The sequence below is a fragment of the Saccharibacillus deserti genome (assembly GCF_013618475.1).
Taxonomy (GTDB): Bacteria; Bacillota; Bacilli; order Paenibacillales; family Paenibacillaceae; genus Saccharibacillus; species Saccharibacillus deserti.
The window spans coordinates 141,424-167,172 of sequence record NZ_JABJVN010000002.1 but is presented as its reverse complement, the minus strand read 5'-3'; the positions used below and the strand labels follow the sequence as shown (position 1 = coordinate 167,172).

22 protein-coding genes and 1 riboswitch are annotated in these 25,749 nt (G+C 56.8%); of the genes, 9 read left to right on the top strand and 13 right to left on the bottom strand.

Translation table 11 applies throughout. From position 1 onward, the window contains the following. The first annotated feature begins 167 nt into the window (after positions 1 to 167). A riboswitch (PreQ1 riboswitch) is annotated at positions 168 to 205 on the top strand. 272 nt (positions 206 to 477) lie between these two features. From queC to HOP44_RS06790, 6 genes are all read left to right on the top strand, one after another. Continuing rightward, entirely contained in the window at positions 478 to 1,140 is a 663-nt protein-coding gene (gene queC, locus HOP44_RS06815) for a 7-cyano-7-deazaguanine synthase QueC (protein WP_172251862.1), read from the top strand. Then, positions 1,137 to 1,634, top strand: coding sequence for a 6-carboxytetrahydropterin synthase QueD (queD, locus tag HOP44_RS06810; protein WP_172251860.1), 498 nt, complete (start codon positions 1,137 to 1,139; stop codon positions 1,632 to 1,634). Before queC ends, queD begins: the two co-directional genes overlap by 4 nt. Beyond that, the gene (queE, locus tag HOP44_RS06805; RefSeq protein ID WP_172251858.1) at positions 1,631 to 2,368 is read left to right on the top strand and encodes a 7-carboxy-7-deazaguanine synthase QueE; all 738 of its coding nucleotides are present in this window, start codon (positions 1,631 to 1,633) and stop codon (positions 2,366 to 2,368) included. The genes queD and queE overlap by 4 nt, the downstream gene beginning before the upstream one ends. A gap of 40 nt (positions 2,369 to 2,408) precedes the next feature. After that, complete coding sequence (gene queF / locus HOP44_RS06800) at positions 2,409 to 2,906, top strand: preQ(1) synthase (RefSeq protein ID WP_037283726.1); 498 nt, start codon at positions 2,409 to 2,411, stop codon at positions 2,904 to 2,906. 139 nt (positions 2,907 to 3,045) lie between these two features. After that, a complete protein-coding gene (locus HOP44_RS06795; protein ID WP_172251856.1) occupies positions 3,046 to 3,441 on the top strand; it encodes a rhodanese-like domain-containing protein in 396 nt (131 codons plus the stop codon). A 592-nt stretch (positions 3,442 to 4,033) separates the two neighbouring features. Beyond that, on the top strand, positions 4,034 to 5,323 hold the full coding sequence (locus tag HOP44_RS06790; RefSeq protein WP_172251854.1) for an MFS transporter: 1,290 nt from the start codon (positions 4,034 to 4,036) through the stop codon (positions 5,321 to 5,323). 287 nt (positions 5,324 to 5,610) lie between these two features. Here the strand turns inward: HOP44_RS06790 and HOP44_RS06785 are convergent, their stop codons facing one another. The 11 genes from HOP44_RS06785 to pgaC form a co-directional block, all read right to left on the bottom strand. Further along, positions 5,611 to 7,002 carry a hypothetical protein gene (locus tag HOP44_RS06785; protein ID WP_172251852.1) on the bottom strand — a complete coding sequence of 464 codons (1,392 nt, stop codon included), beginning with the start codon at positions 7,000 to 7,002 and terminating at the stop codon, positions 5,611 to 5,613. After that, entirely contained in the window at positions 6,986 to 7,522 is a 537-nt protein-coding gene (locus HOP44_RS06780; protein ID WP_216667502.1) for an RNA polymerase sigma factor, read from the bottom strand. The genes HOP44_RS06785 and HOP44_RS06780 overlap by 17 nt, the downstream gene beginning before the upstream one ends. Before the next feature lie 167 nt (positions 7,523 to 7,689). Then, positions 7,690 to 9,435: a hypothetical protein gene (locus tag HOP44_RS06775; protein ID WP_172251850.1), complete on the bottom strand. Its 1,746-nt coding sequence runs from the start codon at positions 9,433 to 9,435 to the stop codon at positions 7,690 to 7,692. Further along, entirely contained in the window at positions 9,419 to 9,952 is a 534-nt protein-coding gene (locus tag HOP44_RS06770) for an RNA polymerase sigma factor (RefSeq protein ID WP_172251848.1), read from the bottom strand. Before HOP44_RS06770 ends, HOP44_RS06775 begins: the two co-directional genes overlap by 17 nt. Before the next feature lie 319 nt (positions 9,953 to 10,271). Continuing rightward, complete coding sequence (locus HOP44_RS06765) at positions 10,272 to 12,092, bottom strand: hypothetical protein (protein ID WP_172251846.1); 1,821 nt, start codon at positions 12,090 to 12,092, stop codon at positions 10,272 to 10,274. Then, a complete protein-coding gene (locus HOP44_RS06760) occupies positions 12,076 to 12,609 on the bottom strand; it encodes an RNA polymerase sigma factor (protein ID WP_172251844.1) in 534 nt (177 codons plus the stop codon). Before HOP44_RS06760 ends, HOP44_RS06765 begins: the two co-directional genes overlap by 17 nt. Positions 12,610 to 12,826: 217 nt before the next feature. Further along, positions 12,827 to 13,147 (bottom strand): thioredoxin family protein, encoded by a 321-nt coding sequence (locus HOP44_RS06755; RefSeq protein WP_172251842.1) that lies wholly within the window; start codon positions 13,145 to 13,147, stop codon positions 12,827 to 12,829. Between the two features lie 114 nt (positions 13,148 to 13,261). Further along, a complete protein-coding gene (locus HOP44_RS06750) occupies positions 13,262 to 13,675 on the bottom strand; it encodes a DivIVA domain-containing protein (RefSeq protein ID WP_172251840.1) in 414 nt (137 codons plus the stop codon). 83 nt (positions 13,676 to 13,758) lie between these two features. Next, a complete protein-coding gene (locus HOP44_RS06745) occupies positions 13,759 to 14,991 on the bottom strand; it encodes an aminopeptidase (RefSeq protein ID WP_172251838.1) in 1,233 nt (410 codons plus the stop codon). A gap of 406 nt (positions 14,992 to 15,397) precedes the next feature. Then, positions 15,398 to 15,856, bottom strand: a complete 459-nt coding sequence (locus HOP44_RS06740; RefSeq protein ID WP_172251836.1) for a hypothetical protein — start codon at positions 15,854 to 15,856, stop codon at positions 15,398 to 15,400. Further along, a complete protein-coding gene (pgaC, locus tag HOP44_RS06735; RefSeq protein WP_246369669.1) occupies positions 15,814 to 16,986 on the bottom strand; it encodes a poly-beta-1,6-N-acetyl-D-glucosamine synthase in 1,173 nt (390 codons plus the stop codon). Before pgaC ends, HOP44_RS06740 begins: the two co-directional genes overlap by 43 nt. 295 nt (positions 16,987 to 17,281) lie before the next feature. On the opposite strand from pgaC, the gene HOP44_RS06730 reads away from it, so the two are divergent. The 3 genes from HOP44_RS06730 (at position 17,282) to HOP44_RS06720 (ending at position 22,294) form a co-directional block, all read left to right on the top strand. Next, entirely contained in the window at positions 17,282 to 18,487 is a 1,206-nt protein-coding gene (locus tag HOP44_RS06730; protein ID WP_172251832.1) for a GNAT family N-acetyltransferase, read from the top strand. Positions 18,488 to 18,729: 242 nt separating this feature from the next. Then, complete coding sequence (locus HOP44_RS06725) at positions 18,730 to 20,481, top strand: ABC transporter ATP-binding protein (RefSeq protein ID WP_172251830.1); 1,752 nt, start codon at positions 18,730 to 18,732, stop codon at positions 20,479 to 20,481. Next, on the top strand, positions 20,465 to 22,294 hold the full coding sequence (locus HOP44_RS06720; protein ID WP_172251828.1) for an ABC transporter ATP-binding protein: 1,830 nt from the start codon (positions 20,465 to 20,467) through the stop codon (positions 22,292 to 22,294). Before HOP44_RS06725 ends, HOP44_RS06720 begins: the two co-directional genes overlap by 17 nt. 228 nt (positions 22,295 to 22,522) lie before the next feature. On the opposite strand, the gene HOP44_RS06715 is transcribed toward HOP44_RS06720, so the two are convergent. Together HOP44_RS06715 and HOP44_RS06710 are read right to left on the bottom strand one after the other, a co-directional pair. Beyond that, positions 22,523 to 25,411: a CHASE3 domain-containing protein gene (locus HOP44_RS06715; RefSeq protein WP_172251826.1), complete on the bottom strand. Its 2,889-nt coding sequence runs from the start codon at positions 25,409 to 25,411 to the stop codon at positions 22,523 to 22,525. Next, on the bottom strand, positions 25,389 to 25,748 hold the full coding sequence (locus tag HOP44_RS06710) for a hypothetical protein (RefSeq protein ID WP_172251824.1): 360 nt from the start codon (positions 25,746 to 25,748) through the stop codon (positions 25,389 to 25,391). The genes HOP44_RS06715 and HOP44_RS06710 overlap by 23 nt, the downstream gene beginning before the upstream one ends. Position 25,749: the final 1 nt, after the last annotated feature.

The following is a 25,749-nucleotide window of genomic DNA, read 5'->3' as shown; positions in this document are numbered from 1 at the left end:
GAAGCGGCGCCAATGGAGCTTTTTGCAGCCCCGGTCTTGTGGATCTGCAAGGACGCGCAAATTCCGGCGTATCGCCAAGCAGAAGCTTGTGTTATAATGGATCACGCTGCGGCGCTCCGGCGTGCAGCCAACTGCATAGACGAAGAGAATCCGTGCCGGAACCAGGCGCGGGAGAGGTTCGAGAACTCCCTCTATAAAAAACTAATCGCCGCCCCGCCGAGTGCGAGGTTTCTTCGGCGCGCCCTTCGGGTGCCGCCGGAAGAAACGCGGGTGCGGCCGGGCTGCCCCTGCAACGCTTTGGCGTGAACTCCTGCGGGCACCCCGGCCCGTTCGGACGCTTTCGTGCGGGTCCGTTCGCGGCGCCAAGTACCGCCCATACGAAGCCGACGTGCTCCGTATGGGGCCGGACCTGTTTTTTTACGGCAAGTTCCTGAACCTCTTTCCTTCCCATCCCAGATGAAGAAAGAGGTTTTTTGCATGCTTAAAAACGAAAAAGCCGTTGTCGTATTCAGCGGCGGCCAGGACAGCACGACCTGTTTGTTCTGGGCCAAAAAGACATTCGCGGACGTTCAGGCGGTTACGTTCGATTACGGCCAGCGCCACAAGTTGGAGATCGACTGTGCGCGGACCATTGCTGCAGAGCTGGACGTCAAACACACCGTGCTCGACATGAGCCTGCTGAACCAGCTCGCTCCCAACGCCCTGACCCGCGACGATATCGAGATCGCGCATGAAGAAGGCGAACTGCCCAGTACGTTCGTCGAAGGACGCAATCTGCTGTTCCTGAGCTTCGCCGCCATTCTCGCCAAAACGTCCGGCGCGCGCCATATCGTGACGGGCGTCTGCGAGACGGACTTCAGCGGATACCCGGACTGCCGGGATACGTTTATCAAATCGCTCGACGTCACGTTAAATCTGGCGATGGATTATCCGTTTGTGATCCATACGCCGCTGATGTGGCTCGACAAAGCCGAAACCTGGGGACTGGCCGACGAACTCGGCGCCTTCGATTTCGTGCGCGAACGCACGCTGACCTGCTATAACGGCGTGATCGGCGACGGCTGCGGCGAGTGCCCGGCCTGCCTGCTGCGCCGCGCCGGTCTCGAGAAATACGTTTCGGAACGGAAGGCGACGGTATGAGCAAAAGCGAAAGCCGCCAACCCGGGCCTTTCCACATCGTGCAGCAGCTTCAGGTATTCGGAGAAGATATTACGGGCGAGCAGCTGCGCTACCACCGCAAGCGCGTGCTGGTAAGCAAATCGTTTACGTTCGACGCCGCCCATCATCTGCACGACTACGAAGGCAAATGCAAGAATCTGCACGGCCACACGTACGAAGTCGTATTCGGCATCTCGGCCGTACCGGCTTCCAACGGCATCGCGGTCGATTTCGGCGAGATCAAACAGATCTGGAAAGAGCGGATCGAGACGTACCTGGATCACCGTTATCTGAACGAGACGCTCCCGCTTATGAACACGACAGCCGAGAACATGGTCGTCTGGATCTACGAGCAGATGGAATCGGCGCTGACTTCGGAAGCCTATTCGCAGCTCGGGGCGCGCACCGAATTCGTCCGTTTGTTCGAAACGCCTACTTCCTACGCGGAAGCCAGACGGGAGTGGATGGCAGAATGAACGCTTCTTCCCGTCCGATTCCCGTCCTTGAAGTATTCGGTCCGACGATTCAGGGCGAAGGCATGTCGATCGGCCGCAAGACGATGTTCGTCCGCACGGCGGGCTGCGATTACCGCTGCTCCTGGTGCGACTCCAAGTTCACCTGGGACGGCAGCGCCAAAGACCAGATCCGTATGCTGAGTCCCGAAGAGATCGTCGGCGAACTGCTGGCGCTCGGCGGCGATACGTTCGACCACGTGACGATCTCCGGCGGCAATCCGCTGCTGCTGCCCCAGATCGCGTATCTGGTCCAGCTTCTGCGCGAACGCGGGATCCGGACCGCCGTCGAAACCCAGGGTTCCCGCTGGCAGGACTGGCTGGTACGGATCGACGAAGTCACCCTGTCGCCCAAGCCGCCGAGTTCGGGCATGGAGACCGACTTCGACGTGCTGGACGATATCGTGTCCCGCCTGGGCGAAGCTCCGGGACGGCGCGACCTGTGCATCAAGATCGTCATTTTCGACGAAGACGACTTGACTTACGCCCGCGGCGTACATCGGCGCTATCCGGACATTCCGTTCATTCTGCAGACCGGCAATCCCGAAGTGGCCGGCGAAGTGCAGGATCATGTCTCTTCGCTGCTGAAACGCTACGAATGGCTCATCGGACGTCTGTCCGACCTGCCGGATCTCAAAGACGCCCGGGCTCTGCCGCAGCTGCACACGCTCGTCTGGGGCAACAAGCGCGGCGTCTGATTTTATATCCATCCTATTTTACAATTAAAGGAGCCTTCCCATGAGCCATTCCCGCCAAGACGGTCTCGAAGACCTGACGCTGCTGGGCAACCAGGGCACAAAATATACGTTCGAATACGATCCCGGCATTCTGGAGTCGTTCGACAACAAGCACGCGTACCGCGATTATTTCGTCAAATTTAACTGCCCGGAATTCACGAGCCTGTGTCCGATCACCGGCCAGCCGGACTTTGCCACGATCTATATCAGCTATATTCCGGACGTCAAAATGGTCGAAAGCAAATCGCTCAAATTGTATTTGTTCAGCTTCCGCAACCACGGCGACTTCCACGAAGACTGCATGAACATCATCATGAACGATCTGATCGAGCTGATGGACCCGCGCTATATCGAGGTCTGGGGCAAATTTACGCCGCGCGGCGGCATCTCGATCGACCCGTACACCAACTACGGCAAACCGGGCACCAAATACGAAGAAATGGCGTTTAACCGGCTGACGAACCACGATCTGTATCCGGAAAAAGTGGACAACCGCTAAAAAAGGACGGTTTGGCTGTCAATAGTGACGCGGGGATTTTTCTATGGGTATAATAGATAAGGAAAGCGCCGAACGCTTCCGCTTCCCTGCGAAAACGTTCGGCACCTATACTTAGAACCCACTAGGAGGCTGAACCAAGATGGCTTTGACATTCACGGACATGGTTACCCAGGCCAGAAACAACGTACCCGCCGTTACTTCCCAGGAAGCACGCGAGAAAATCAACGCCAACCCGGACACGTTCATCATCGACGTGCAGGATGCGGCGGATGCCGGCGCCTGCGGACTGATCCCGAGCAGCGCGAACATTTCGCTCGGCATGCTGCCGATCCGCGCCGATCTCGGCGTTCCCGCCGAACTTCGCGACGAGCGCCTGAGCGACCGCAACCGTCCGATCCTCGTGACGTGCGGCGCCGGCGGCCAAGCGGCTCTTGGCGCATACGCGCTTAAGCTGATGGGCTTTACCGACGTAGCGTTCATCGACGGCGGAACGGCGGCTTGGAAACAGGCCGGCTTTGAGGTTGAAGAAGCTTAAGTTGGAAAAGGAATTCGTTGACCTTACGGTCGACGCGTGACCGTACAAGTCTGTCCGTGATGCCCTATGCGGATAGAAGTACCCAGAAGTAAACGAATAATCCGTACAGCGAACCGCGCCCGTTTTATCCCGGGAGACGGCGAGCGGTACGGATTTTTTGTCCGGCTCGCAGATAGGAGAATTTGAGCAAACAGGCGGAAATTCGGTATTTAAGAGTCTGACGAACAGATGTTAAGCCTCGAATTGGCAGTCCGGACGTTCACTTTCCGTCAAGCTGACGAATCCTAGGCACGCTATTATTCTTTTTTGCAATGTTTTTCCGATCTAACGAATCGCGAGCACGTTATTTGGCCGCCGGAAAGCTTTTTCTCGATAAATCCGAGTAATAGCGCTTTGACGATTCGTTAGGTTCAAAAATCGGGCAAAAGCGCCAACTTAGCAGTAGGAGGATTCGTTAGCGAGTTGGAGCGAATCGAAGATCGTGTTCGAACATGTTCGATCTTGCCCGCCCGGCGTCCTCATCCCCTATTGCCCGATTCCGGCGCTTCGCCTACAATGATACACATTCCCATTTCCCAGGAGGTCTGCCATCATGTCCGTCAAATCCGGAGCCCTTGCGGACGATCCTACCGCAAATTCCGCAGGCTCCGGCAAGATTCCCACGCCGGAGTCCCGCTCACGCGGCACCGTCTACGGCGTGCTGTTTGCGATCGGCCTCGTCCATCTGTTCAACGACTCGATGCAGGCGGTCATTCCCGCCATCATGCCGATTCTGCAGGAGTCGATGTCGCTCAGCTACGGACAGCTCGGCTGGATCCTGTTCGCGATCAATTTCACGGCGTCGATCATGCAGCCCGTCATCGGATTGTTCGCCGACAAACGGCCGACGCCCGCCCTGCTGCCGATGGCCATGGCCTCCACGCTGACCGGCATGCTGCTGCTCGCTTATGCGCCGAGCTACGCCGCCGTCATCGTCGCGGTTATCTTCGTGGGTCTCGGTTCGGCGGCTTTCCACCCGGAAGGCTCGCGCGTGTCGCATATGGCCGCCGGCCCGCGCCGCGGCCTTGCGCAGTCGATTTTCCAGGTCGGCGGCAACGCCGGACAGTCGCTCGCCCCGCTGCTGACCCGGCTGATCTTTATCCCGCTCGGCCAGTTCGGCGCGATCTGGTTCACGGGCCTGGCCGCACTCGGCATCGTGATTCAGATCTTTATCGCCCGCTGGTACGGACGCACGCTCAAAGCGACGGCCCAGGCCAGGAAAGCCGTCGTCCGAAAAGCGCTGAACCCGGCGGCCCGCAAACGGATTCTGTCCGCCATGCTGCTTCTGCTGCTGCTTGTATTCGTCCGTTCGTGGTACGTCACGTCGATCGGCAGCTACTATGCCTTTTATCTGCGTGACGTATTCGGCGTCAGCATCGCCGATGCGCAGATTTATGTGTTCCTGTTCCTTGCGGCCGGTGCGGCCGGAACGCTGCTGGGCGGCCCTCTGGCCGACCGGTTCGGCAAACGCAACGTCCTGTTCGCCTCGATGCTGCTGGCCGCTCCGCTGACGCTTGCGCTTCCCTATGCCAATCTGACGTGGACCGGCATTCTGCTGACGCTGATCGGATTTATCCTGCTGTCGAGCTTCTCGGTCTCCGTCGTCTACGCGCAGATGCTGATTCCGGGCCGGATCGGCGCCGTATCGGGGCTCGTGACCGGTCTTGCGTTCGGTATGGGCGGAATCGGCGGTCTGGTACTCGGCAGTTGGATGGATGCCGCCGGTGTCGCTGCGGTTATGCGCTTTTGCAGCTTTCTGCCGCTGCTCGGCGTAATTACATTCCTGCTGCCAAGCGACCGGAAGCTGAAGGCGTGGGCCAAGGAGAACGGAGCGGAAGTTTAAAAAAAGAAGCTGTCCCGAAAGCCATGAATAAGGCTTGGGACAGCTTCTTTTGGTTTGCGGCGCAGCGCTTATGAGCAATCGCGGCGGGGGCTCGGCTAAAGGATCGTATATCCGTTAGCCGTCTTTTATCGCCTTTTTTCCGTCAAAAGCAAGCCCGATTCCCTTCTAAGCGTCATCTGAATCCGTTAAAATTCTCAAATGTTCCAAAACACCTGCTAAGCATCGCCTCGATCCGTTAAAATCTCAAATCGCGATTTCCCCTCAAAAAACTCGAATCGGATAAAAACTTACCGGATCTGAACGTCGATGTCCCGCGAGGAATCGTACACGCCGTATGTTCCCATGTTGATCGAGAACTCGCTGCCTTCGGGTACATTTTTGAAGACGTCGACCTGGAAGCCGGTATCGCCGGTATATTTGCTGTACGACTCGCTTTCGCTGCGTTTGTACGTTTTCCCGTCGACCTGAATTCGGGTTCCGCTGATCATGGACAAATCATTTTTTATCGGCATATTCACATGGATATCCAGGCCTTCCCGCTTCACTTTATAAGCGATAACGTTCTGATCGGGCAGTGTTTCCGATATGGACTGCACCTTCTCGCCTGGAGGAGCCATTGGCGTCCAAATATCCGGGTAAGAACGCTGGATTACGGCATTTCTCAGCTGCAGTGTCAAAGAGCTGTCTCTCACATCTTCAAGCGAATTGTCTACAAGATTGAAATGCAGAGTTTCCGGAGCGTTCGGGTCGAGGCCCAATTGGATCTGTGCGCTTCCAGGCAGCGGAGTCCATTGGCCTTTCAGACCGATGTTGTCCACCTTCAAAGTCGAATTCTTGTAATACATAAACTCTCCTGAATCTGCGGAGCTATCCTGCGTACGAGTCACCGGAATTCTGATGTCGAAGGGGCTGATCTGTGCTTCCCCCAGCTTCATTCCGGTACGATCTTCAAACGTTGCCTGATCTTCGATAGGCACCGTATAGGTTGCCGAAGCGGCCTGTTCCCCTTTGACGGTGAATTCGATGGTCCAGTCGCCCTGGAGGGAATCGATCGTTTGAGCCGTCGAATAGGTCGGATTTTTTAACGTTAAACGATACTCTCTGCTCTCACCGTCTACGGGCAGGCGGCCTTCAAAGGATTGGGTCAAAGTCGACGTGCCGCTGCCTTCGTCAAACTCGAACAAGCTTCGTTTATCCTGCGATACGGCGAGCTGCTGCCCACTGCTCAAATCGGTCAAAATCGCTTGTTCGAACTCAACCGTGCCGAAGCCCTGTTTTTTCGTATCGGTCAGACGCAGGTGAAGCGCCATTTGTTTCTCCTGCTCCAGCGGTTTGACTCCTATTGCTACACTATTCAAGGTCAGCTCGATGCCTTCGGCCTCTGCCGAAGCTTCAATCTTCTGCCCCATTACCGTCGGAGCGACTTCCGTCTGCTGATCGAAATACACCGCCGTTCCTCCTGCTGCTGCAACGACTACCGCAGCGGCAGCGGCCAATGTCCACTGCCGTGCACGCGACAACACCGATTTGTCCGGCAGGGCATCCGTATGCTCGCTCCAACCGGAACGGCGGCGCTCCACTTCCAAACGAATCCGGTTCCACATCTCATCATAATTCGGACTGCCATCGGTTAAGTCGAGCATTTTCTGTTTGATCTGATGTTCAGTAATCTGAGACATGCCGCTCACTTCCTTTCCCCGGCGATTCCGGACTTTTTTCATACAGTTTCTTGAGCATTTTCAATCCCCGATTGATTCTGGACTTCACCGTGCCAAGCGGTAGGCCCAGCGCTTCTGCCGTCTCCGGTGTCGACAGATCCGCCATATAATACAGCAGCATCGCTTCCCGTACCTTGGGCTTCAGTTTGCTCAGCAGCCTGCCGAACTCATCGGCCGTTTCGGCGCTTTCATACTCTTTTTCTACCGATTGCGGCGAACGCAGCGGCATACTGGTTGTAAAAGCCTTTTTCTCTTTGAGACTGCTGTTCGTTCGGCGCCGCATCAGCGAATGGCATTCATTGGCGGCGATTCGCATCAGCCAGGCTTTGATATGTTCGACTTTGTCACGGTCCGCCAACATGGCCTTGACGAACACTTCCTGGCAGATGTCTTCCGCATCCGTCCGGTTTCGCAGCATATGCAGACAGTATCGGTACACGTCTTCTTTGTAGGTGATAAATAACGTATTATCGTCCACCATTTCTCACGTCCTTCGCCCCTCTGATAGGATTCTTCCCTAGTTATAGAGACTCGCGGACGCCGCGAACAGTTCGCTTTTTGAAAAAATCAAAAAAAGCCTAACCAGGTCTTTTGCGGACCTGGCCAAGCTTGGAGAGGGAAATGGATTAAAAATAGCTGTATTTACGCTTACCTGCGCAGCACGATCTCCGTGTTCAGGGACGGATCGATTTGGCCGTACAGGCCAAGTCCGAGTTCCAGCTCGGCCGACTCCGGCACGTTCCGATAAAGGTCGATCCGGTAATCGCCCTGCTCCCGGTACAGATTATAGGAAGCAGGCCCGTCCGGCTTCCGCACTTCGCCGTTCACCTTCAGTTCCGTTCCCTGAAGCAGATGCAGCGCATCCGGTGTGGCGGTCACGACCTTAAGATCGTCGCCCTGGCGCACATATCGGTAAGTCAACCGGCTGCCGTCCGGCAGTTTGGCCCGGACCTGCTGTTCTTCCGGCTTCGGAGCCGCAAGGGCCGTCCAGAAATCGTCCGGCGCCCGGCGAAGCACGACCGCATCCTGCAGCCGTAAAGACAGAGGACCCGACGCCAGATCCCGAAGCTCGTGACTGAGCGGACGGAAAGCAAGAGCTTCCGTACCTTCCTGCTCCTGCTCGGAGACCGGCTGAAGCGGCCAGCCCGTATGCTCTACTGCCGCAGACTCGAAATCGTCGGCAATGAGGGTCCGTTTGTCGTAATAGAGCAGCAGTCCTTCTTGCGCGGTCCGCTCTTCCGGCTTTCTGCTAATCGGCAGATACACCCCGTGAGCCCCTACCGTCGCTTCCCCGACTGTCCAACCGGTCTTGTCTTGGATTTCCGCGGCGTTTGCAGGAATCAGCTTGACGGCTTGTTCCCCGGCTTTTGATCCGTCTAGCGTGAAGTCTACTTTCCAACTGCCGTCGATCTCACGCACTTTCTCGGCGTAACTGTAAGTCAGGGTCAGCGCCTGGCGTTCCTGCGCATCCATATCGTACAGTTCGTAATTACGGTTAAATTCGTTGTTTTTCCACGTTCCCGAAGTCGATTCGACCGTGCGCGAACCCGTATTCAGCAGCAGCCGGGTATCGGCCTCGACCTGCAGGGAATCGGGATAGGAAGCCGCGGCGTCCGCTTCCTTCCCTTCAAGTCTGTAGCGAAGATTCAGCAGCCCTTCCTCTTCGTTCCACGCGGAATCGAGCAGCCGTACGGATGTCCCTTTCACAGAAGGCACGGGATAAGTTCGGCCGGCCTGCAGCTCTCCTGCAAGAGGAATGGAGTGGCGCCGGATCACATAAAGATCGTTCATCTCGAAGCGAAGGCGGCGGTTCTTCCCTTCTTCCGCCCAACTGCCTTCGAGTACGCTCGAATCGCGCAGATCCTGCCGCAGATCGAAGACGGACCCGTTCAACGCCTGGGTCTCTCCCGTGTCCAGATCGATCAGACGGCCCGAGCCGAACTCCGCATAGTCGCCATCCTCCGCATCGAGGCCGCTTAGACTTGTCTGCAGCGTAAGTTTGTCGTCCTGCTGCTTGCCTGCCGCTTCTCCCCCTTCAAAATGCCCCCGGATCGCATGATCCAACTTCAGCTTCACGCCGTCCACGGCTGCCGAGGTTTCCAGCGTCTGACCGACTGCCGCCCCGTAAATCGGTTTGGTGTCGATCGGATCGTGCGCAGGCGCAGACTGCCAGAAGATGACTCCGGCCGCGACCGAGCAGGCCAGCAGCCCCGAAGCCGCAGGCACGGCCCATTTCCGGCGCATCCCCCGTCCTCCTGGGGTTCCTTCGATCCAGCCCGCTCTCCGCTTCTCCGCTTCCCGTACAATCCGTCTGCGCATGCCCGCGTAATCCGGACTTTCGTCGTCCACTTCGCGCAGTTGGTGCTCCAGATCGGAGTCAATAATTCGAGACATGGAACTCACTCCCTTTTTTCGATGGTCGATCCGCTTCTTCCATCCGCTTTTTTAACGATTTCAATCCCCGGTTCAGTCTGGATTTGACGGTTCCGAGCGGCAGATTCAGCATCTCGGCGACTTCCGCCATAGGCAGATCCGCCATATAATACAGCAGCAGCACTTCCCGGAACCTGGGCTTGACCTCTTTTAGCAGCAGGCCGAATTCCGTCTTCGTTTCCCTGCGCTCGTAGCCGCTTTCGACCGACTGCATAACGTGCAGCGGAGCTGTCTGAAGAAAAGCTTCCTGCTCTTTCTCCCGGCCCCGGCTTCTGCGGCGGGTCAGCCCGTGGCATTCGTTCGCCGCGATCCGCAGCAGCCAGGCCTTCTCGCTGTGCAGCTCGCGCCGGTCCGCCAGCATCGCTTTGACGAACACTTCCTGACAGACGTCTTCCGCATCGCCTTTATTTTTGAGCATATACAGACAGTACCGGTACACGGTGGTCTTATAATGTTCGAACAACTCCAGGTCGTCCATTTCCCCTCACATCCTTATCGATTTCCGATTGCCTCCCTGCCCATGGAATGATGAATGAGCGCGCGCTTCTTATAGAGGACTGACGAAACCGCGAAGAGGTTCCCGTTTGCCCTGCACACCAAAAAGCCGCCGGGAATATACTTTCGTTCGAATACGGATCTTCCCGCAAAAACCGCAGTGAGGAATGCGCCTGTCCAGACATAGCCACAATCGGAGGAATAACGACCATAGGCTCACCCGCCTTTTGAACTCTCCTATTGCTGTGACGTAAAAAAAGAACGTCCGGGTCGCAAGACCCGGACGTTCTTCGACTGCTTCTTTACTTGCGAATGACGACCTTGGCGTCTTTGGTGTTGTCGACCGTTCCGTAAGCCAGAAGGTTGATCTCGAACTTCCCGCCTTCCGGTACATTGCGGTAGATATCTACACGGCTGTAATTGCCTTGAGCATCCTGGATCGAATTTTCTTCCGTCGGCTCCGTGTCGTAGGCATAGTCCCGGCCGTCTACCCGAAGACGCGTGCCTTCGTACAGCGAGGCATAGTCGGGTACTTTGATGGCCACATACACGTCCTTGCCTTTCCGGTGAACGATGTACTCAACCTTTTTGCCGTCGGCCAGCGTATCGGCGACGGTCCGCTCTTCCGCTGTCGGAATGCCCAGGGAGACCCAGCGATCGGGATCGATATGGGCGATCCAGGCGCCGCTGAATGTCGCGGTCAGAGGCTTGTTGCGGAAATCGTAGCTTTCCCAATAGTCGTAGGTCATTTTGTTTTCGTTCCCATTTCGCATCATGCCCTGCACACCGAATTTGATGAATTCCTGCTCGTCGGACCGGTATTGGTTCATCCTCATGTCCGGAGTGGGGTCCTGCGAGCCGGAAGTGGTCACTTCTCCGTCCGTCAGGGTAATGTTTCCGTAATTGACGATCTGCCCGTCCCGCAGCAAACGATCGTCGGTTCCCCGGTCGATCGGAATGGTAACGCCGTAAGCGTCAAGCATTGCATCTCCCAGCTTCCAACCGGTCTGCCCGGTCAGGGCGGAGTCGTCTTCGACCGGTACCGTTTCCGTCGGGACTGCGGCTTTGGACGGATCGAGCGCAAAGTCGAGCGTCCAGGGCCCTTCGACGACCCGCACCGGTTCGGCGTAGGTGAAGGTCATCGTCATGTCGGAGAGTTGATCTTCCGTTATCCCCTTGACGCTGTACGATCCCTCGACTTCCGTGGTCTCTGACCCCTCCGACCAACTGGACCATCCGATTTCACGGTCGCCGAGCTTCAATCCGACCGAATTGCCGCGATCCATGGCCAGCAGCGTATCATCCTGCGCCTCGAGCTTCGGCATATTTTCGTTCGGCCTGAACTTGATATGCAGCAGCCCCTGCTTCTTGTCCCACCGAATATCCGTAATTTTCATTTTGAAGTCTTGATCGGGCAGCACCGTATATTCTTCGCCCAGCTTGACTTTGCCTTTGACCGGCACCGTGGTTCGGCGGATCATGTACAGGTCGGACACCTCCAGGCGGTAGCGATGCGGACCTTCGGCTTGATTGAAGTCGCCGGTCACCCGGGCCGACGTATTCAGCGTCCGGCCGGTTTCCCAATCTTCAATGCTGCGAACATCGTCCGTATTGAACTCGCCCATACTGAGTTCAAGCTTCTTTCCCGTATCCAGATCGGTGATCGACGAGCGGTCGAATCCTGCAACCTGAAGATCCTCGCTGCCGAAACCGCCGAGCGAGAAATCCAGCATCATCTTGCCTTTGGCTTCGCTCTCGCCGAAGCTGCGGTCGGTTCCCTGCACGACGTTATTCAGCTTCAGGACAATGCCTTCCGCTTCCGCCTGCACCCCGACCGACTGGCCGAGCGGCGCCGATTGGACTTCCGGAACCAGGCTCTCAAAGTAGCCCTGCGAAGCCGCGGCTCCGAGCGCAATCACGGCCGCCAGCGAAGCGCATGCGGCCGGCATGGTCCATTTCCGGCGGGTACGGCGCGGCTGCGGCTGTGGCCGGTGTTCCTGCCAGCCCGATTCCCGCTTGTCCGCTTCCAGCCGAATCCGGTTCCACATCGCGTCGTAATTCGGATTTTCTTTGCGCAGCCCACGCAGTTTCTGTTCGGTCTCCTTGTCAGTAACTCGAAGCATGAACGTCACCTTCTTTCTCCGGCGGCGCCGGTTCTTTTTCCGTCAGCTTTTTTAAGGCTTTGAGTCCCCGGCTGATTCTCGATTTCGCGGTTCCGACCGGCACATCCAGCGCCTGCGCCGTCTCGGCTGTCGACAGATCCGCCATATAATACAGCAGCAGCGCTTCGCGCAGCTTCGGCTTGAGCCGGTCCAGCATATCCTCGAATTCGCCCGACGTCTCGGTACGTTCGTAGGTCTGCTCCACCGACTGCGGCAAGCGCAGCGGCAGATTAAGCCCAAAAGCCCGCTTTTCCTTCATCCGGCCGTTCGTTCTGCGCCGCACCAGCGAATGGCACTCGTTGGCCGCGATTTTCATCAGCCAGGCTTTGAGATAGTCGATCCCGTTTCGGTCCGCCAGCAGCGCCTTGACGAACACTTCCTGGCAGACGTCTTCCGCGTCCGTACGATTGCGCAGCATATACAGACAATAATGGTATACCGGCTCTTTATAGGTCTCGAACAGCTCTTTATCCTCCAACGTCGTTCACTTCCTTTGCCCCTCTGTAGTGATCACTCGCCCATAAGAACTCGCAAGTGCGGAAATCGGTTCCTTTTTCGGTCAAAAAATTTCGCCGCTTCGCCGGCACGCCTCCCGCATCGATCTCCACGCAAAAAAAGGACGGCCGGAGGCCGCCCTTTCTTCGAAATGCCTGCCGCTCCGGCCTGGGCCGAACCGAGACTCTTCGAACCTTGATTTACTTGCCGATCGACTCCAGATACTCGGACACCTGTGTCGGCGTCTTCGCGAACTTGCTGTGCAGATGGGCGATTTTCTCGCCGTTCTTGAACACGAGCAGGCTCGGAATGCCGCGTACTTCGTTCGATTCCGCGATCTCCTGGAACTTCTCCGCATCCATTGCGAAAAAGTCTTTGTCCGCGTTCTTCTCGATAATGCCGCCGATGAACCGGTCCAGGTTTTTGCAGTCCGGGCACCAGTTCGTATCGAACTTGATGACGGTCAGTTTCTCCCCGCCGATCTGTTCGTTATATTGTTCCAGGCTTTCGATTCGTTCCATATCCGCATTCTCCTCTCGGGTTCGGGGACGGGACCGTCCGTGCGGATGGATATACGTGCGATAACGCCGCCTGCGGCCTTGGGCGGACTGCCGAAACGTCCTGCCCGATTCCGCTCAATAAGGATCGGAATACGCATCTCCTGCGCCCGGACGCATCCGGCGCTTGGCCGCCTGCAGCGTGCGTTCCATGTCCTGCACGGCTTCTTCCACGATACGCCGGTCCACCAGATAATCCTGAACTTTCGCTTTTTCCATCAAACGCGCGATCTCGGCATCTTTCTTCTCCAAGTCGTAACCCTGACGGCGCTGCAGCGCGTTGTACTTGTCCAGCAAATCCGAGATGACCTGATAGAACCGCTCGTAATCGAGAATGATGTCGTCCAGAAAAGCATCGACGTCCTCTTTCGTATACCCGCGCATTTTGACGGGAAAATCCTTCTCATGAATTTGCAAAGCGTCGAGCTTGATGCCGAGCTGCCTGAACAGGCGTTTCTGCTCCTCGAGCTGACGCTGATACTGCTCTTCCATGCCCATCCCTCCTCTGTTTAATGTATCATATTTGGCCTGCCAATTGATCGATTTTTAATTAAAAGATTTTGCAAAACCAAAATTCAAATCGTCCAACGGCCTGCGCGGAATACCGGTTCGATGCTTCCGTCAGGCAGCTCCCCGTCAATATCCAGCTGATCCGACCCTACCATGAAATCGACATGGGTCAGACTCGAATTGCCGCCGCGCGCCAGCAGTTCGTTCTGCGACAGCTCCGTCCCGCCCTGCATGTTGACCGGATAGCAGCTGCCGAGCGCGAAATGGCAGGACGCGTTCTCGTCGATTCCCGTATTGTAAAACACGCGGTTCAGCCGCGAGATCGGCGAATCGAACGGCACGAGCGCCACTTCGCCGAGATATTTCGCGCCTTCGTCCGTATCGAGAAGCGACTCCAGATGCTCGCGTCCGGACTGTGCGTCGTAATGGACAACGCGTCCGTTTTCGAAAGTGAGCGACAGGCGTTCGACCAGGCGTCCGTTCAGATTCAGCGGCATCGTCGAGGTGACTGTGCCGTTTACGCCGGTACGGTTCGGCATCGTGTAGACCTCTTCGGTCGGCATATTGGCTACGAAGTAAACGCCCGATTCGGTCGTATCCCCGCCGCCCAGCCAGAGATGATCCTGTGCCAGCTCGACTTTGAGATCCGTGCCCGGAGCGCGGTAGTGCAGGCTTTTGTACTTCTTGTCATTGAGCTTGCCCTGCATGACTTTGAGCGTCTCGATATGGCTGCGCCAATTCTCGACCGCATTGCCTTCGCCTACCCGGTTCATTCGGAAAATGGTGTCCCACATCGCGTCGATGCGCTCTTCTTCCGGCAGGTCGGCGAACACCTTATTGGCCCACGCGCGGGTCGGAGCTTTGATTAGGCACCAGGAGAGGCGGTTCGAACGCACGAACTGCTGATAGCCTTTGCGCGCCGCGGCGGCCGCTTTGGTCGCCCGGGCTACGCGCGAAGACGGTAGGCCGCGGTACAGTTCGGGATCGGGCACTTTGATATGCATGACCGCCCCGCCGCCTTCGGCCAGCTTTTCCAGCGCTTCCGCTTTGAAAGCCGGATAATAATCGAACGTGTCTTCCGACGCGTATTCGTACCGCAGCCGGGTCGACGCTTCGTCTTCCCATTCGACCTCGACGTATTTCGCTCCCGCTTCGTATGCCTTTTGGACGACGAGCCGCGCGAACTCCGCCGCCTCGATCGGCGATTGCAGATGCAGCACCTGGCCTTTTTGGATATTGACCCCTACCTTTACGACCAGTTCCGCATATTGTTCCAGCTTTTCTCTAAATGCATCCATTTCTCTCTTGCCCCCTGATTTCTGTCCTTATGTAAACTAAATATATCGCCTGCAAAAGATCTCTTCTTATCATAGTCAAAGATTTTGTAAAAATCCACAAAGCGGCTTCATTCAGAGCTTTCGATTCCGGAACGGTTCTGCCGGGATCGAAAGGTTTCCCGCGAGCGATTTCCATCGAATTTCGCAAAATCTCCGGCTTCGGCACGCTAAAAATCCACAACAGCGAATTTGGCCAGGGCTTTCGATCGAATTTTGTTATTCGGACGCAAAAAAGGAGACAAACGGCTTGTTTGGCAGCCGTTGATCTCCTTAGATGTACCGAACTTGAAGAATCCGTAGTTTTAGCGTGCGCATACGGACGGTAAACCGAATGCGGGGGCAGTCAGCCAAACGACCATTCTTTCGATTACGGCTTTTTACTTCCTAGCGCCATGATCGGATTCGTCTCGAAAACGGTGTAATCCTCGGTTTGCAATCTCTCGATTGTTTCCAAATCCAGCAGCCCCAGCGTTTGGAGTTCCAGATTATCGACGGGAGTCGGATAGGTTCGTCTTCGCAAGGTACCAAATCTTTTTTTGTTGTATAGACGGTTGATGTAAAGTACCGCGTAAAACAGAACAAAAATGCTGGCGGCCAGGATAACCAGATTGCGAACGTCTTGATCTATCGTATGAAATAAAGCATGCAGCGCTCTTGTTAGATCGTTATGCAGTCCCAAAGTGGCCGACAAGAAAAAAAAGGCCACGACCAAGCCGTACACCCAAAAGATCGATGAAAAAACAAAATCGAGGCAGGTGCGAAGCCGAGATCGATTGCCTACGATCAGGAAGCTTTCTTCTTCATGCCGCGGTCCGGACTGTTCCATACGGCGTAACCTCCTTTCAGACGCGATGAAATAGCCCGAGGAACAGCCGCCATGACGACGAATGTATTAACCATCCAATAGATGGCCGGGTACCATGCTGCCCAGAAATAGTATTTCAGTACACGGTTATAGTGGGAGTCGATCCCAAGCGCGACAAGCAATTGGATCAAACTGATGAATACCAACGCGAACGAAGTGAGCGTAAACCAGAGGAGAGTATCTTTTACCGTGTCGGCCGTGAACAGCAATAACAGCGTGACAAAAAGCCAGCTGAAGGCCCACAGGATGCTGATCCATTGTTCGAGGTAAATGAGCCACATTCTGCGCTGCTTCCAACTGAACAAGATTTTCCAATGGCGGAGAATGACTTCTTGGCCGCCCTGCGCCCAGCGGACGCGCTGTTTCCAAATGCCGGATAAGGTTTCGGGCACGAGCATCCAACAAATGGCCTGCGGTTCGTAACGAACGTCCCAAAAGCGTTTTTGGAGTTTCCAACTGACCGCGATGTCTTCGGTGATCATGTCGCGGTCCCACAGACCTACGTCCACGAGCGCTTTTTTGCGGAAAGCGACCACGACTCCGGAAACGGTCATGACTTTTCCGAGCAGCCTTTGCGTCCGCTTGATCGCTCCGATGATCGAAGCGTACTCGACCAGTTGCATCCGGCTGAGCAGATTGTTGCGATTGCGGATAGCGGGATTCCCTGTGACGGCTCCGAGTCTTTCTCCGCCTTTAAAGAAGTGACGAATCAAATAATAGGGGGCTGTATCGGCAAGGAGGGCGTCGGAGTCGACGCAAATGAGGTATTCGGATCTGGAGGCGAATAAGCCGACTTGCAGGGCATTCGCTTTGCCGCGGTTTTCATGAAGTTGAATGGCTCTGACCATTTCGTATTCTTCCGACAATCTTTTGATGATGTCGGCCGTGCCGTCTTTCGAACCGTCGTTGATCAAGATGATTTCTTTTTTCGGATAAGAAAGTCCGGTAAGGTTGCGGACGGTCTCTTCGACCGTATCTTCTTCGTTATAGCATGGAACCAATATGCTGACCATGGGCCAATCGATTTCTTCGATGTTCAAAGAATCGTTTTTGGATTCTTTCGTTTTAAGAAAAAGAAGAGAGCCTGCCATCCAAAAAAGCGCCATTGCGAAAGGATACCAAAAAACAAAACCCGTTATTAGGCTGTAAGGCCCAGAAAAAAGTTCGGGGAAACCCACCTATATTCCTCCTGCCATATTTGTAAGATATTCATTAAGGACTTTGTTACTATACATAGGAAGCAATCAAAACGTCAACTTAATTTTGCGAAAACAAAATTTTTTCCGCTTTCTATTTCGCTTCCCTTTTTTGCAAACCGAAGCGCTTTCTGTTATATTCGCGGCACCTATCGAATGACCAATCGAATGACCAAAAGGAGCCGTTCCCATGACTACTTTCCGCTTGATGCAAACGTCTGAACTTGCCGAAGCCGCACGGCTGTCGGATTCCGTTTTTCGCCAAGGCAAACAGCCGTCGATGGGCGAAATGTTCCCGAACCTGTTTGCGCCGGGCATGCCTCATTCTTACGGAGCGTTCGCCGAAGACGGGTCGCTCGCCGCTTTTATGGGGCTGGCTCCTTCGACGTTACGCGCCGGCGGAGCGGCTCAAATCGGCGTTTTCTCGATCGGATCGGTCTGCACCGCTCCCGAGCATCGGGGCGTCGGCCTCGCCGGCCGACTGCTGGAGCGCTGCTTCGCCCACGCCGTCAAAGCGGAAGCTCCGCTGCTCTTCGTCTCGGGCGACCGCTCGTTATATACGCGGGCAGGCTGCTCGCCGTTCGGCAGCGCCGCGACTGCCGTGATTCGCCCGCTTGCCCTGCAGGACAGTCTCGCTTTTCGGGGCGACCTGCATGCACCGCATTCGCCGCCCGGCCTCATCGTTCGCGAAGCAAGAACGCGCGAAGCAAGAGCGGAGAACCTGCTGCGCCTGCATCGCCTGCATGAAGCGGGCAGTACGCGTTTCGAGGAGAGTGCCGCGGGATTCGGCGCGCGATTGGAGGCGGCCGCGTACTGCGGCGTGCTCGGTCTGACCCAGCGGGTCATTCTGGCCGTCATCGAAGATACGCCCGTCGCTTATGCGGTCATCGGCGTGCCGCATCATGTGAGAGGCTTTACCGACGGCGGAGCGGCGCCGATTCCGACGGCTCCCGATTCCGGGCAGCCGACCGATCAACCGCCGACCGTGATCTCTTACGGCGGAGAACCCGAATATGCGGCCGATCTGTTAGAACGCCTTCCTGGGTCTTTCGGCTTGAACGAACTTCATATTCCGATCCCGTGGCAGGAACGCGAGCTGCTGACCTACATGAAACAGGCCGGAGCGGAATGCCGAATGTCTGCCAATGCCGGCACTTTGTTCGTCACGAATGTACAGATGCTGCTCGATCAAGCTTCGCCGCTTTGGCCAAGACCGTGGACAGAAGCGCTGCGCGTTGAAAAAGGACGCGTACTCTCCGCAGCGAGCCGCCGCGAACTGCAGCGTTCCGAATGGCTTGCGCTGCTGCTTGACCCGGATGCGGCCCGCCCGGACGACGTTCCGTCATGGTTGACGCCGATCGCGCTCCCGTACCTGTACGGACTGCATTATACGTAATGCGTGAATCTGACCGGAGAGCTTGGGATTTCCGTTTTTTGAATCCGTCATCCGTTTGCCTTTTTCTCCCCCGGGTAATACGTATTATGTATATGATGAAATAGAAATCGTTCGCGAATAGGCAGGGCGAGCAGCGCGGCGCGCGGCTTGCCGCTGCCTCTTCCGTGTCCGAATATCCGTTCGAAGCTTGGATCGGAGTACGGAAAAGGATTCGGCGCGAACCGAAAGAGAGCTGAAGCCTTTTGAAAGGAAAAGAACTGCTCAAGGATTACGTCACCGCGCATATTCCGGGCTATCTGCTTGCCGTGCTGCTGATCGTGGTCGCAAACGTTGTCCAGTCCGCGCTGCCGCTCGTGCTCGGACGTTTCACCGACGATCTTCAGAGGGGTATGCTCAGCCATGACTCGGTCGCCCGTTTTGCCCTGCTGCTGCTGGCGATCGGCGTCTCGTACGGCGTGCTGTTCGGATTCGGCCAGTATCAGGTCATGCGGCTCGGCCGGCGCTTCGAATTCGAGGTACGGCAGAAGCTGTTCGGCAAATTCTCGACGCTGAGCGAGCATTTTTTCTCCAAACAAGGCACCGGCAAACTGCTCAGCTACGTCACGAACGACGTCCAGTCGGTACGCGAATCGATCTCCAACGGCGTTACCCAGACGACCAACGCGGTCGTGCTGCTGCTGTCGTGTATCGTCATGATGATGATCGGGGACATTCCTCTGTCGTTGATCCTGATCTGTATCAGTCCGCTCGTGCTGATTCCGCTGATCGTCGTCCGTATCGGGCCTCGGGTACGCGAGCGATCCATGCACGTGCAGGAGTCGCTTGCGGGCATGACCGAATCGGCGGAAGAGCAGTTCGGCGGCATCCGGGTGACCAAAACGTTCGGTACGGAAGAAATCGCCGAAAATCGTTTTGGCGAAAAAGTCGACCGGATCCGCTCTACCCAGCTCTTTCTCGTCCGGCTGTCGTCGCTGTTCCAGGCCGCCATTCCTTTTCTCGGCGCGCTATCGCTTGTCCTGGCGCTGTTGATCGGCGGTACGCAGACGCTAAACGGCACGATTACGCTTGGCAGCTTCGTTTCGCTGACGCTGTACATGCGCATCATCGTCGGACCGCTCCAGCAGATCGGCAACGTCATCAACATGATGCAGCGCTCCGGCGCTTCGCTCGAACGGGTCAACCGCCTGATGAACGAAGATCCCGATGTGCAGGATGAAGCCGACGCTCGCTCGCTCGACCGCCCGGAAGAAATCCGGTTCGAGCATCTGACCTTCCACTATCCGGGCAGCCGGGAACCGGCGCTCAAGGATATCGACCTCACCTTGTCTCCCGGCAAAACGATCGGGATCGTCGGACGGACCGGCAGCGGCAAGACGACACTCGTCAAGCTGCTGCTGCGCATCTACGAACCTCCGCGCGGTTCGCTCTTTTTCGGCGCCACGGACATTCGCGATCTATCGCTGGAAAGCCTGCGCGAGCGGCTCGCCTACGTGCCTCAGGACGGCTTTCTGTTCAGTACGACCATTCGCGACAATATCGCGTTCAGCGACCGGGAAGCGCCGCTCGAAAAGATCGAGACCGGCGCCAGACGGGCCATGATCTACGACAACATCTCGCGTTTTCCGGAAGGGTTCGACACCCGGCTCGGCGAGCGCGGCGTGACGCTGTCGGGCGGCCAGCGCCAGCGGACGAGTCTCGCCCGCGGCCTGACCAAGAAAGCGCAGGTGCTGATCCTCGACGACAGTATGAGCGCCGTGGATTCCGTCACCGAGACGGGTATCCTCGACAATCTGGTCCGCGAACGCCGCAGCAAAACGACGATCATCATCTCGCACCGCATCAGCGCGGTCAAGCATGCGGATGAAATCGTCGTGCTGAGCGAAGGACGGATCGTGCAGCACGGGACCCACGAGGAGCTGCTGCGGCGCGAAGGCGCCTATGCGATGCTGCACCGGCTGCAGGAGGAGGGATTGCATCATGACGAACTTGAATAAGGGGCTTCCGGCCTCAAAAGAATCCGTTCCCCAGGTCCACGACGAAAAGCCGTCCACCTCGTCGACGCTGAAGCTGCTGCTCGGTTACGCGCGGCCGCATCGGCTCGCTTTTGTCGGCGTCGCTTTCTGCGCGCTGCTCGGCATTTCCGCCGAACTGCTGCAGCCGCTCATCGTCCAGATCGCGATCGACGACCATCTGGTCAAAGGCGAAGGCGGCGCGCTGACCAAGCTCGGTCTGCTGTACCTGGGCATCGCCGTCGTCAGTTTCGTGTTTACCTATTTGCAAAACAATCTGCTGCAGTATGCGGGGCAGAGCATCATCGCCCGGATCCGCAAAGACCTGTTCGGGCATATCTCCAAAATGTCCATGTCGTTCTTCGACCGGACGCACAGCGGCAGCCTGGTCACGAACGTCTCGAACGATACGGAGACGATCAGCCAATTCTTCACCCAGGTCCTGCTCAGCCTCGTGCGCGACGGCATGATGCTCGTGCTGATCATCGCGCTCATGTTCAGCCTGGACGTCGAACTGGCCGCTTTTTCCATGCTGATCCTGCCGGTCATCTTCATCGTCGCCGCGCTGTTCCGATCGTACCTGCGCAGCACGTACCAGCAGGCGCGCAGCCGGCTGTCGCGGCTGATCGCTTTTACCGCGGAAAATCTGTCGGGCATGGGACTGATCCAGTCGTTCCGCCAGGAAGAAGAACAGTTCGGCCGCTTCACGGAGCAGAACCGCAATTACTGGAACGCCAATCTGCGGCAGATCCGCTCGAACGTCCTGTTCAACCGCACCTTCGATATTCTCGGCAACGCCGCGCTCGTGCTGATGGTGTGGCTGGGCGGACGGGCCGTGCTCGGACAAAGCATGGAAGTCGGCGTGCTGTACGCGTTCGTCAGCTATATCCGCCAGTTTTTCCAGCCGATCAACCAGATCACGATGCAGTGGAACACCTTCCAGTCGACCACCGTCGCGGTCGAACGCATTCAGCGGGTGCTGGAAACGAAGTCCGATGTGCGCGAACCCGAAGCCCCGGCCAGGCGCCCGTTCGACCCGCAGCATATTCGCGGCGAACTGGACTTCCGGGATGTGACGTTCGGCTACCGGGCGGACCGTCCGGTATTAAAGGAATTGAATCTGCATATCGCAGCCGGCGAGATGATCGGGGTCGTCGGCACAACCGGAGCCGGCAAGAGCACCCTGATCAGTCTGCTCAACCGCTTCTACGATGTGAATACGGGTTCGATCGAGATCGACGGGACCGATATTCGGCATATTGCCCAGAGCGATCTGCATGCAGCCGTCGGCTTGATCCAGCAGGATCCGTATCTGTTCGCCGGCTCGATTGTCGACAATGTCCGGTTATTCCGGGAAGATATTACGCGGGAGCAGGTCATCGAAGCCTGCCGGTTCGTCGGCGCGCATCCGATGGTGCTGCGTCTGCAAAGCGGCTACGACACGCATCTGTCGGAGCGCGGCAGCGGACTGTCGGCCGGCGAACGCCAGCTGATCTCGTTCGCCCGGATCGTCGTATTCCGCCCGAAAATCCTGATTCTGGACGAAGCGACCGCCAACCTCGACTCGGAGACGGAGAAGCTCGTTCAGGAAGCCCTTACGTCCGTCTCGCAGGGACGCACCACGATCGTCATCGCCCACCGGCTGTCGACGATCATGCACGCGGACCGCATTCTCGTCATGCAGGAAGGCCAGGTGACCGAACAGGGCACGCATGCGCAGCTGCTTGCAAGCGGCGGCCATTACGCCGAACTGTACCGGCATGCCCGGCAGTCGGGAAGGAAGCAGCTTCCCGGCTGAAGGCCGTACGGAGACCGGAATTCCGCTTGTTCCGCCCGGCGGACAAGCCGGCGGGATAAACGAACGCCTATTCGTTCGGAAAGGCAAGCAGAATCCGTTTCCTGTTCGGATCATTAAAAAGCCCGAGATACCGCTGGTCCGGTTTCTCGGGCTTTTCGGTTTGCTGACAATGGACAGGCTTCCTGACTTTGTCCGGCGCAGCGCTTGTCGACTGGAGGCCGCAGATGTTCAGTCTGCGATCCGTCCCGACAAGCCTAGCAGAACTTTCATCCGTTCCAGAACCAGATCCATATCGAGCGGCTTGGTCAGATAATCGGAAGCGCCGGCCTTCATGCACTTTTCCCGGTCTTCTTTCATGGCTTTTGCCGTCAATGCCAGAATCGGAACCCGAGTCGGAGTCTGCGCCAGACGAATCCGACGCATGGTCTCCAGCCCGTCGAGCTCCGGCATCATGATATCCATAAAGATCATGTCGAACGGCCCGTCCGTCTGAAGCTTATCCAGTGCGTCCAGTCCGGTCATGGCGACCGTAATGTCCACCCCATGCTTCTCCAGCATGCTGGTCAGCGCGTACACATTCCGAATATCGTCATCGACGATCATCATCCGCATATTTTCGAACGGCCGTTCAGGCTCGTTGTCGGCCGGAGGGAACAGCGCACCCAGCGTATAGGGGCCGCCCTGTTCGCCGCCTTCCGAATCCGGCACGATACGGATCGAACCCGGATAATCGGCATCCAAGCGATGGGACTGCATTCCCCCGTTGTCGTCTTCGCCGTTTCCGAAAGCAAGTCGGGAGTCCGGCAGCCGATCCGCCAAAGGCGGATTTCCGGCCCAGTTCCGCCGGACATTGATCGGTACGAACAGGTCCGCATTCTCTCCGTCTTCTTTGATGCAGGGCAGATACAGACAGAACGTACTGCCGACTCCGTAACGGCTGTCGAGCGTAATCTCTCCGCCGAGCAGCAGCGCCAACTGCGTCGAAATGGACAGTCCCAGTCCGGTACCGCCATATTTGCGAGCGATGGTCCCGTCCGCCTGTTGGAACGCTTCGAAGATCAGCTTCTGATTTTCTTCGGTAATCCCGATTCCCGTATCGTTGACACTGAAGGCAAGTTGGTCGTAAGCGGCCCCTTCCGGATTCATCCGCTTGCCCGGTACCCGGCCGATGCGCAGCACCACTTCGCCGCGGTCCGTAAACTTGAAAGCGTTCGAGAGCAAATTGCGCAGAATCTGCTGCAGGCGCAGCTCGTCCGTGATAATCAAAGCCGGCACGTTTTCTTCGATCTCGATCCGGAAATCGAGCTGTTTGCGTACAGCCGGTTCGGCGAAGTAGCGGTTCATGTCCGAAGCCACTTTGCCAAGATCCACCGTTCCGAGTTCGATCTGCATTTTCCCGGCTTCGACTTTGGACAAGTCGAGAATATCGTTGATAAGGCTGAGCAGATCCTGACCCGAAGCGTGGATGCTCGAAGCGTATTCCTGTTCCTTCGGTGTCAGTCTCCGGCCTTCGTTCTCGGCCAGAATTTGCGACAGAATCAGCATGCTGTTCAGCGGCGTACGCAGTTCATGCGACATATTGGCCAGGAATTCCGATTTGTACTTGGAACTGATCTGCAGCTCCTGCGCGTACTTTTCGGCTTCTTCCACGGCAAGCTCCGCCGCATGCTTCTGGGCGCCGAGCTGTTCGTTGATACTCTCCAGCTCGTCGCGCTGCGTCATCAGTTCCTGCGATTGAACCTGCAGTTCTTCGGATTGAACCTGCATCTCTTCCGATTGGACCTGCAGCTCTTCGTTCAGCGACTGCGATTCGCGGTACAGGCGCTCGATCTCCTGCCTGGCTTCGATCGTCTGCATGGTACTGCCGAGCAGTTCCGCCTTTCGCTGCAGCCGTTCGATTTCGTGTTGGGTAAACGGAGACGAAGAAGCCCATTCGATGACGGCTTTTACCGTTCCGCCGTACATTACGGGAATCAGAAGCACTTCCGCCGAATCGGATTGTCCGACCGCGGAAGAAATTTTCACGTAATCCGGCGGCACCCGGGTCAGATGAAGCATACGGCCTTCGCCCGCACAGCGTCCGACCAGTCCTTCCCCGAAACGGATTTGCGCCCCTTCGCTGCGTTCGGCATGCTCCCGGTCTTCGGCAATCGCAGCCATCTTCGTTAAAACTCCCTGCGAAGAATCGGCCAAGTAAAACACGCCGACCGGGATTTTCATCGACTCCGAGACGCTGGACATGAAAGCTTCGGCCAGGCTGCTTGTCGAAGCGGAAGATTTCTCCTGCAGAAGTTCCGCCAGCATGATCAGCCGCTCCTTGTGGTAATCTTCTTTCTCGATCTTGTCCAGCAGTTCGTTCGTCGCCAGGCCGAGGTCGGAAATCTCGTCGTTCGATCTGACTTCGATCCGCTTGTCGAGCGTTCCTCCCGTGGTCATCACCCGGATGGCATCCGTGACCCGGGAAAGGGTTTTCGAAATGCTGCCGGCTATGGTCAGCGCGGCTAGAATAGAGACGACCCCGACCAGCAGCCATAACCCGGTCATCGCATAAATGGTCCGGTCGCTGGCCGCTTTGAGCTGCGCGACCCGAGTCTCCGTCAAATTTTGTTCGATCTGCCGGAACGTATCGAGCTGTTCGCGAATCTCGTCCATCGCAAGCTTCCCGGAATCTCCGCGGAAATACGTCAGCACTTCCCCGCTCTTTCCGGCATCCTGCAGTTGAATCGTTTTGTCGCCCATTTGGGCAATCCACTGTTCGATATTGCTGCGGATCAGGGTCAAATTTCTCTGCTGAGCAGGATTGTCGGAGATCAGACCCAGCAGCTTGCCGTAAGTGCTCTCCCACCGGGTCCGTCCTTCATTGTAAGGTTCGAGATAATCGCGGTCGCCGGTCAGCAGATACCCGCGCTGCCCCGTCTCCATATCCAGCGTATGTTTCTCCAGCGCGCTGACTTCGTCGTGAACGGCAATGTCGTGGCTGCTGATAAATGCGTTTGACTGCTGCAGGCTGCGTACCTGTGTCGAAATCGCCAGCAGCGACAAGCCCAGACAGACCAAAATGAACAAATACCCGGCCAGGATTTTCGTGCGAATATTAAATCGTCTTGTCTTCGGCACCTACATGCCCTCCGCTTCCCTCGATTTCCCCCTCGGCATCCGGTCGGTCAAACCGCCGCCCCCGCTGTTCGAACCATTGATTTTCCAACATTTCCAAACGCCTGCGCTGCCACCGTACCCGTTCCTCGCTTGGCGCTGCGGATCGTTCGTTTTCCGCAATCGTCCACAAGTCGCTGAGCAAATAGTTCTGTACGCGTACAATCTGCCCCGCGTAAGGGCCGTTCAGCCAGACCAATCCTTCGGAAAGCAGCTGCATCCGGCGTTCTCCATCCGCGGCTTCGGCCGTTTGTCCGAGTTCGATGACATGCAGCAGTTGACCGAATGTGTACCAGCCCATC

Coding starts and splice junctions, on each gene's coding strand:
- HOP44_RS06775 (WP_172251850.1), bottom strand. CDS start 9,435: ATGTCTCGAATTATTGACTCCGATCTGGAGCACCAACTGCGCGAAGTG.
- queD (WP_172251860.1), top strand. CDS start 1,137: ATGAGCAAAAGCGAAAGCCGCCAACCCGGGCCTTTCCACATCGTGCAG.
- HOP44_RS06790 (WP_172251854.1), top strand. CDS start 4,034: ATGTCCGTCAAATCCGGAGCCCTTGCGGACGATCCTACCGCAAATTCC.
- pgaC (WP_246369669.1), bottom strand. CDS start 16,986: ATGGCAGGCTCTCTTCTTTTTCTTAAAACGAAAGAATCCAAAAACGAT.
- queC (WP_172251862.1), top strand. CDS start 478: ATGCTTAAAAACGAAAAAGCCGTTGTCGTATTCAGCGGCGGCCAGGAC.
- HOP44_RS06730 (WP_172251832.1), top strand. CDS start 17,282: ATGACTACTTTCCGCTTGATGCAAACGTCTGAACTTGCCGAAGCCGCA.
- HOP44_RS06745 (WP_172251838.1), bottom strand. CDS start 14,991: ATGGATGCATTTAGAGAAAAGCTGGAACAATATGCGGAACTGGTCGTA.
- queE (WP_172251858.1), top strand. CDS start 1,631: ATGAACGCTTCTTCCCGTCCGATTCCCGTCCTTGAAGTATTCGGTCCG.
- HOP44_RS06740 (WP_172251836.1), bottom strand. CDS start 15,856: ATGGAACAGTCCGGACCGCGGCATGAAGAAGAAAGCTTCCTGATCGTA.
- HOP44_RS06770 (WP_172251848.1), bottom strand. CDS start 9,952: ATGGACGACCTGGAGTTGTTCGAACATTATAAGACCACCGTGTACCGG.
- HOP44_RS06710 (WP_172251824.1), bottom strand. CDS start 25,748: ATGGGCTGGTACACATTCGGTCAACTGCTGCATGTCATCGAACTCGGA.
- HOP44_RS06765 (WP_172251846.1), bottom strand. CDS start 12,092: ATGCTTCGAGTTACTGACAAGGAGACCGAACAGAAACTGCGTGGGCTG.
- queF (WP_037283726.1), top strand. CDS start 2,409: ATGAGCCATTCCCGCCAAGACGGTCTCGAAGACCTGACGCTGCTGGGC.
- HOP44_RS06750 (WP_172251840.1), bottom strand. CDS start 13,675: ATGGAAGAGCAGTATCAGCGTCAGCTCGAGGAGCAGAAACGCCTGTTC.
- HOP44_RS06795 (WP_172251856.1), top strand. CDS start 3,046: ATGGCTTTGACATTCACGGACATGGTTACCCAGGCCAGAAACAACGTA.
- HOP44_RS06755 (WP_172251842.1), bottom strand. CDS start 13,147: ATGGAACGAATCGAAAGCCTGGAACAATATAACGAACAGATCGGCGGG.
- HOP44_RS06780 (WP_216667502.1), bottom strand. CDS start 7,522: ATGGTGGACGATAATACGTTATTTATCACCTACAAAGAAGACGTGTAC.
- HOP44_RS06720 (WP_172251828.1), top strand. CDS start 20,465: ATGACGAACTTGAATAAGGGGCTTCCGGCCTCAAAAGAATCCGTTCCC.
- HOP44_RS06785 (WP_172251852.1), bottom strand. CDS start 7,002: ATGTCTCAGATTACTGAACATCAGATCAAACAGAAAATGCTCGACTTA.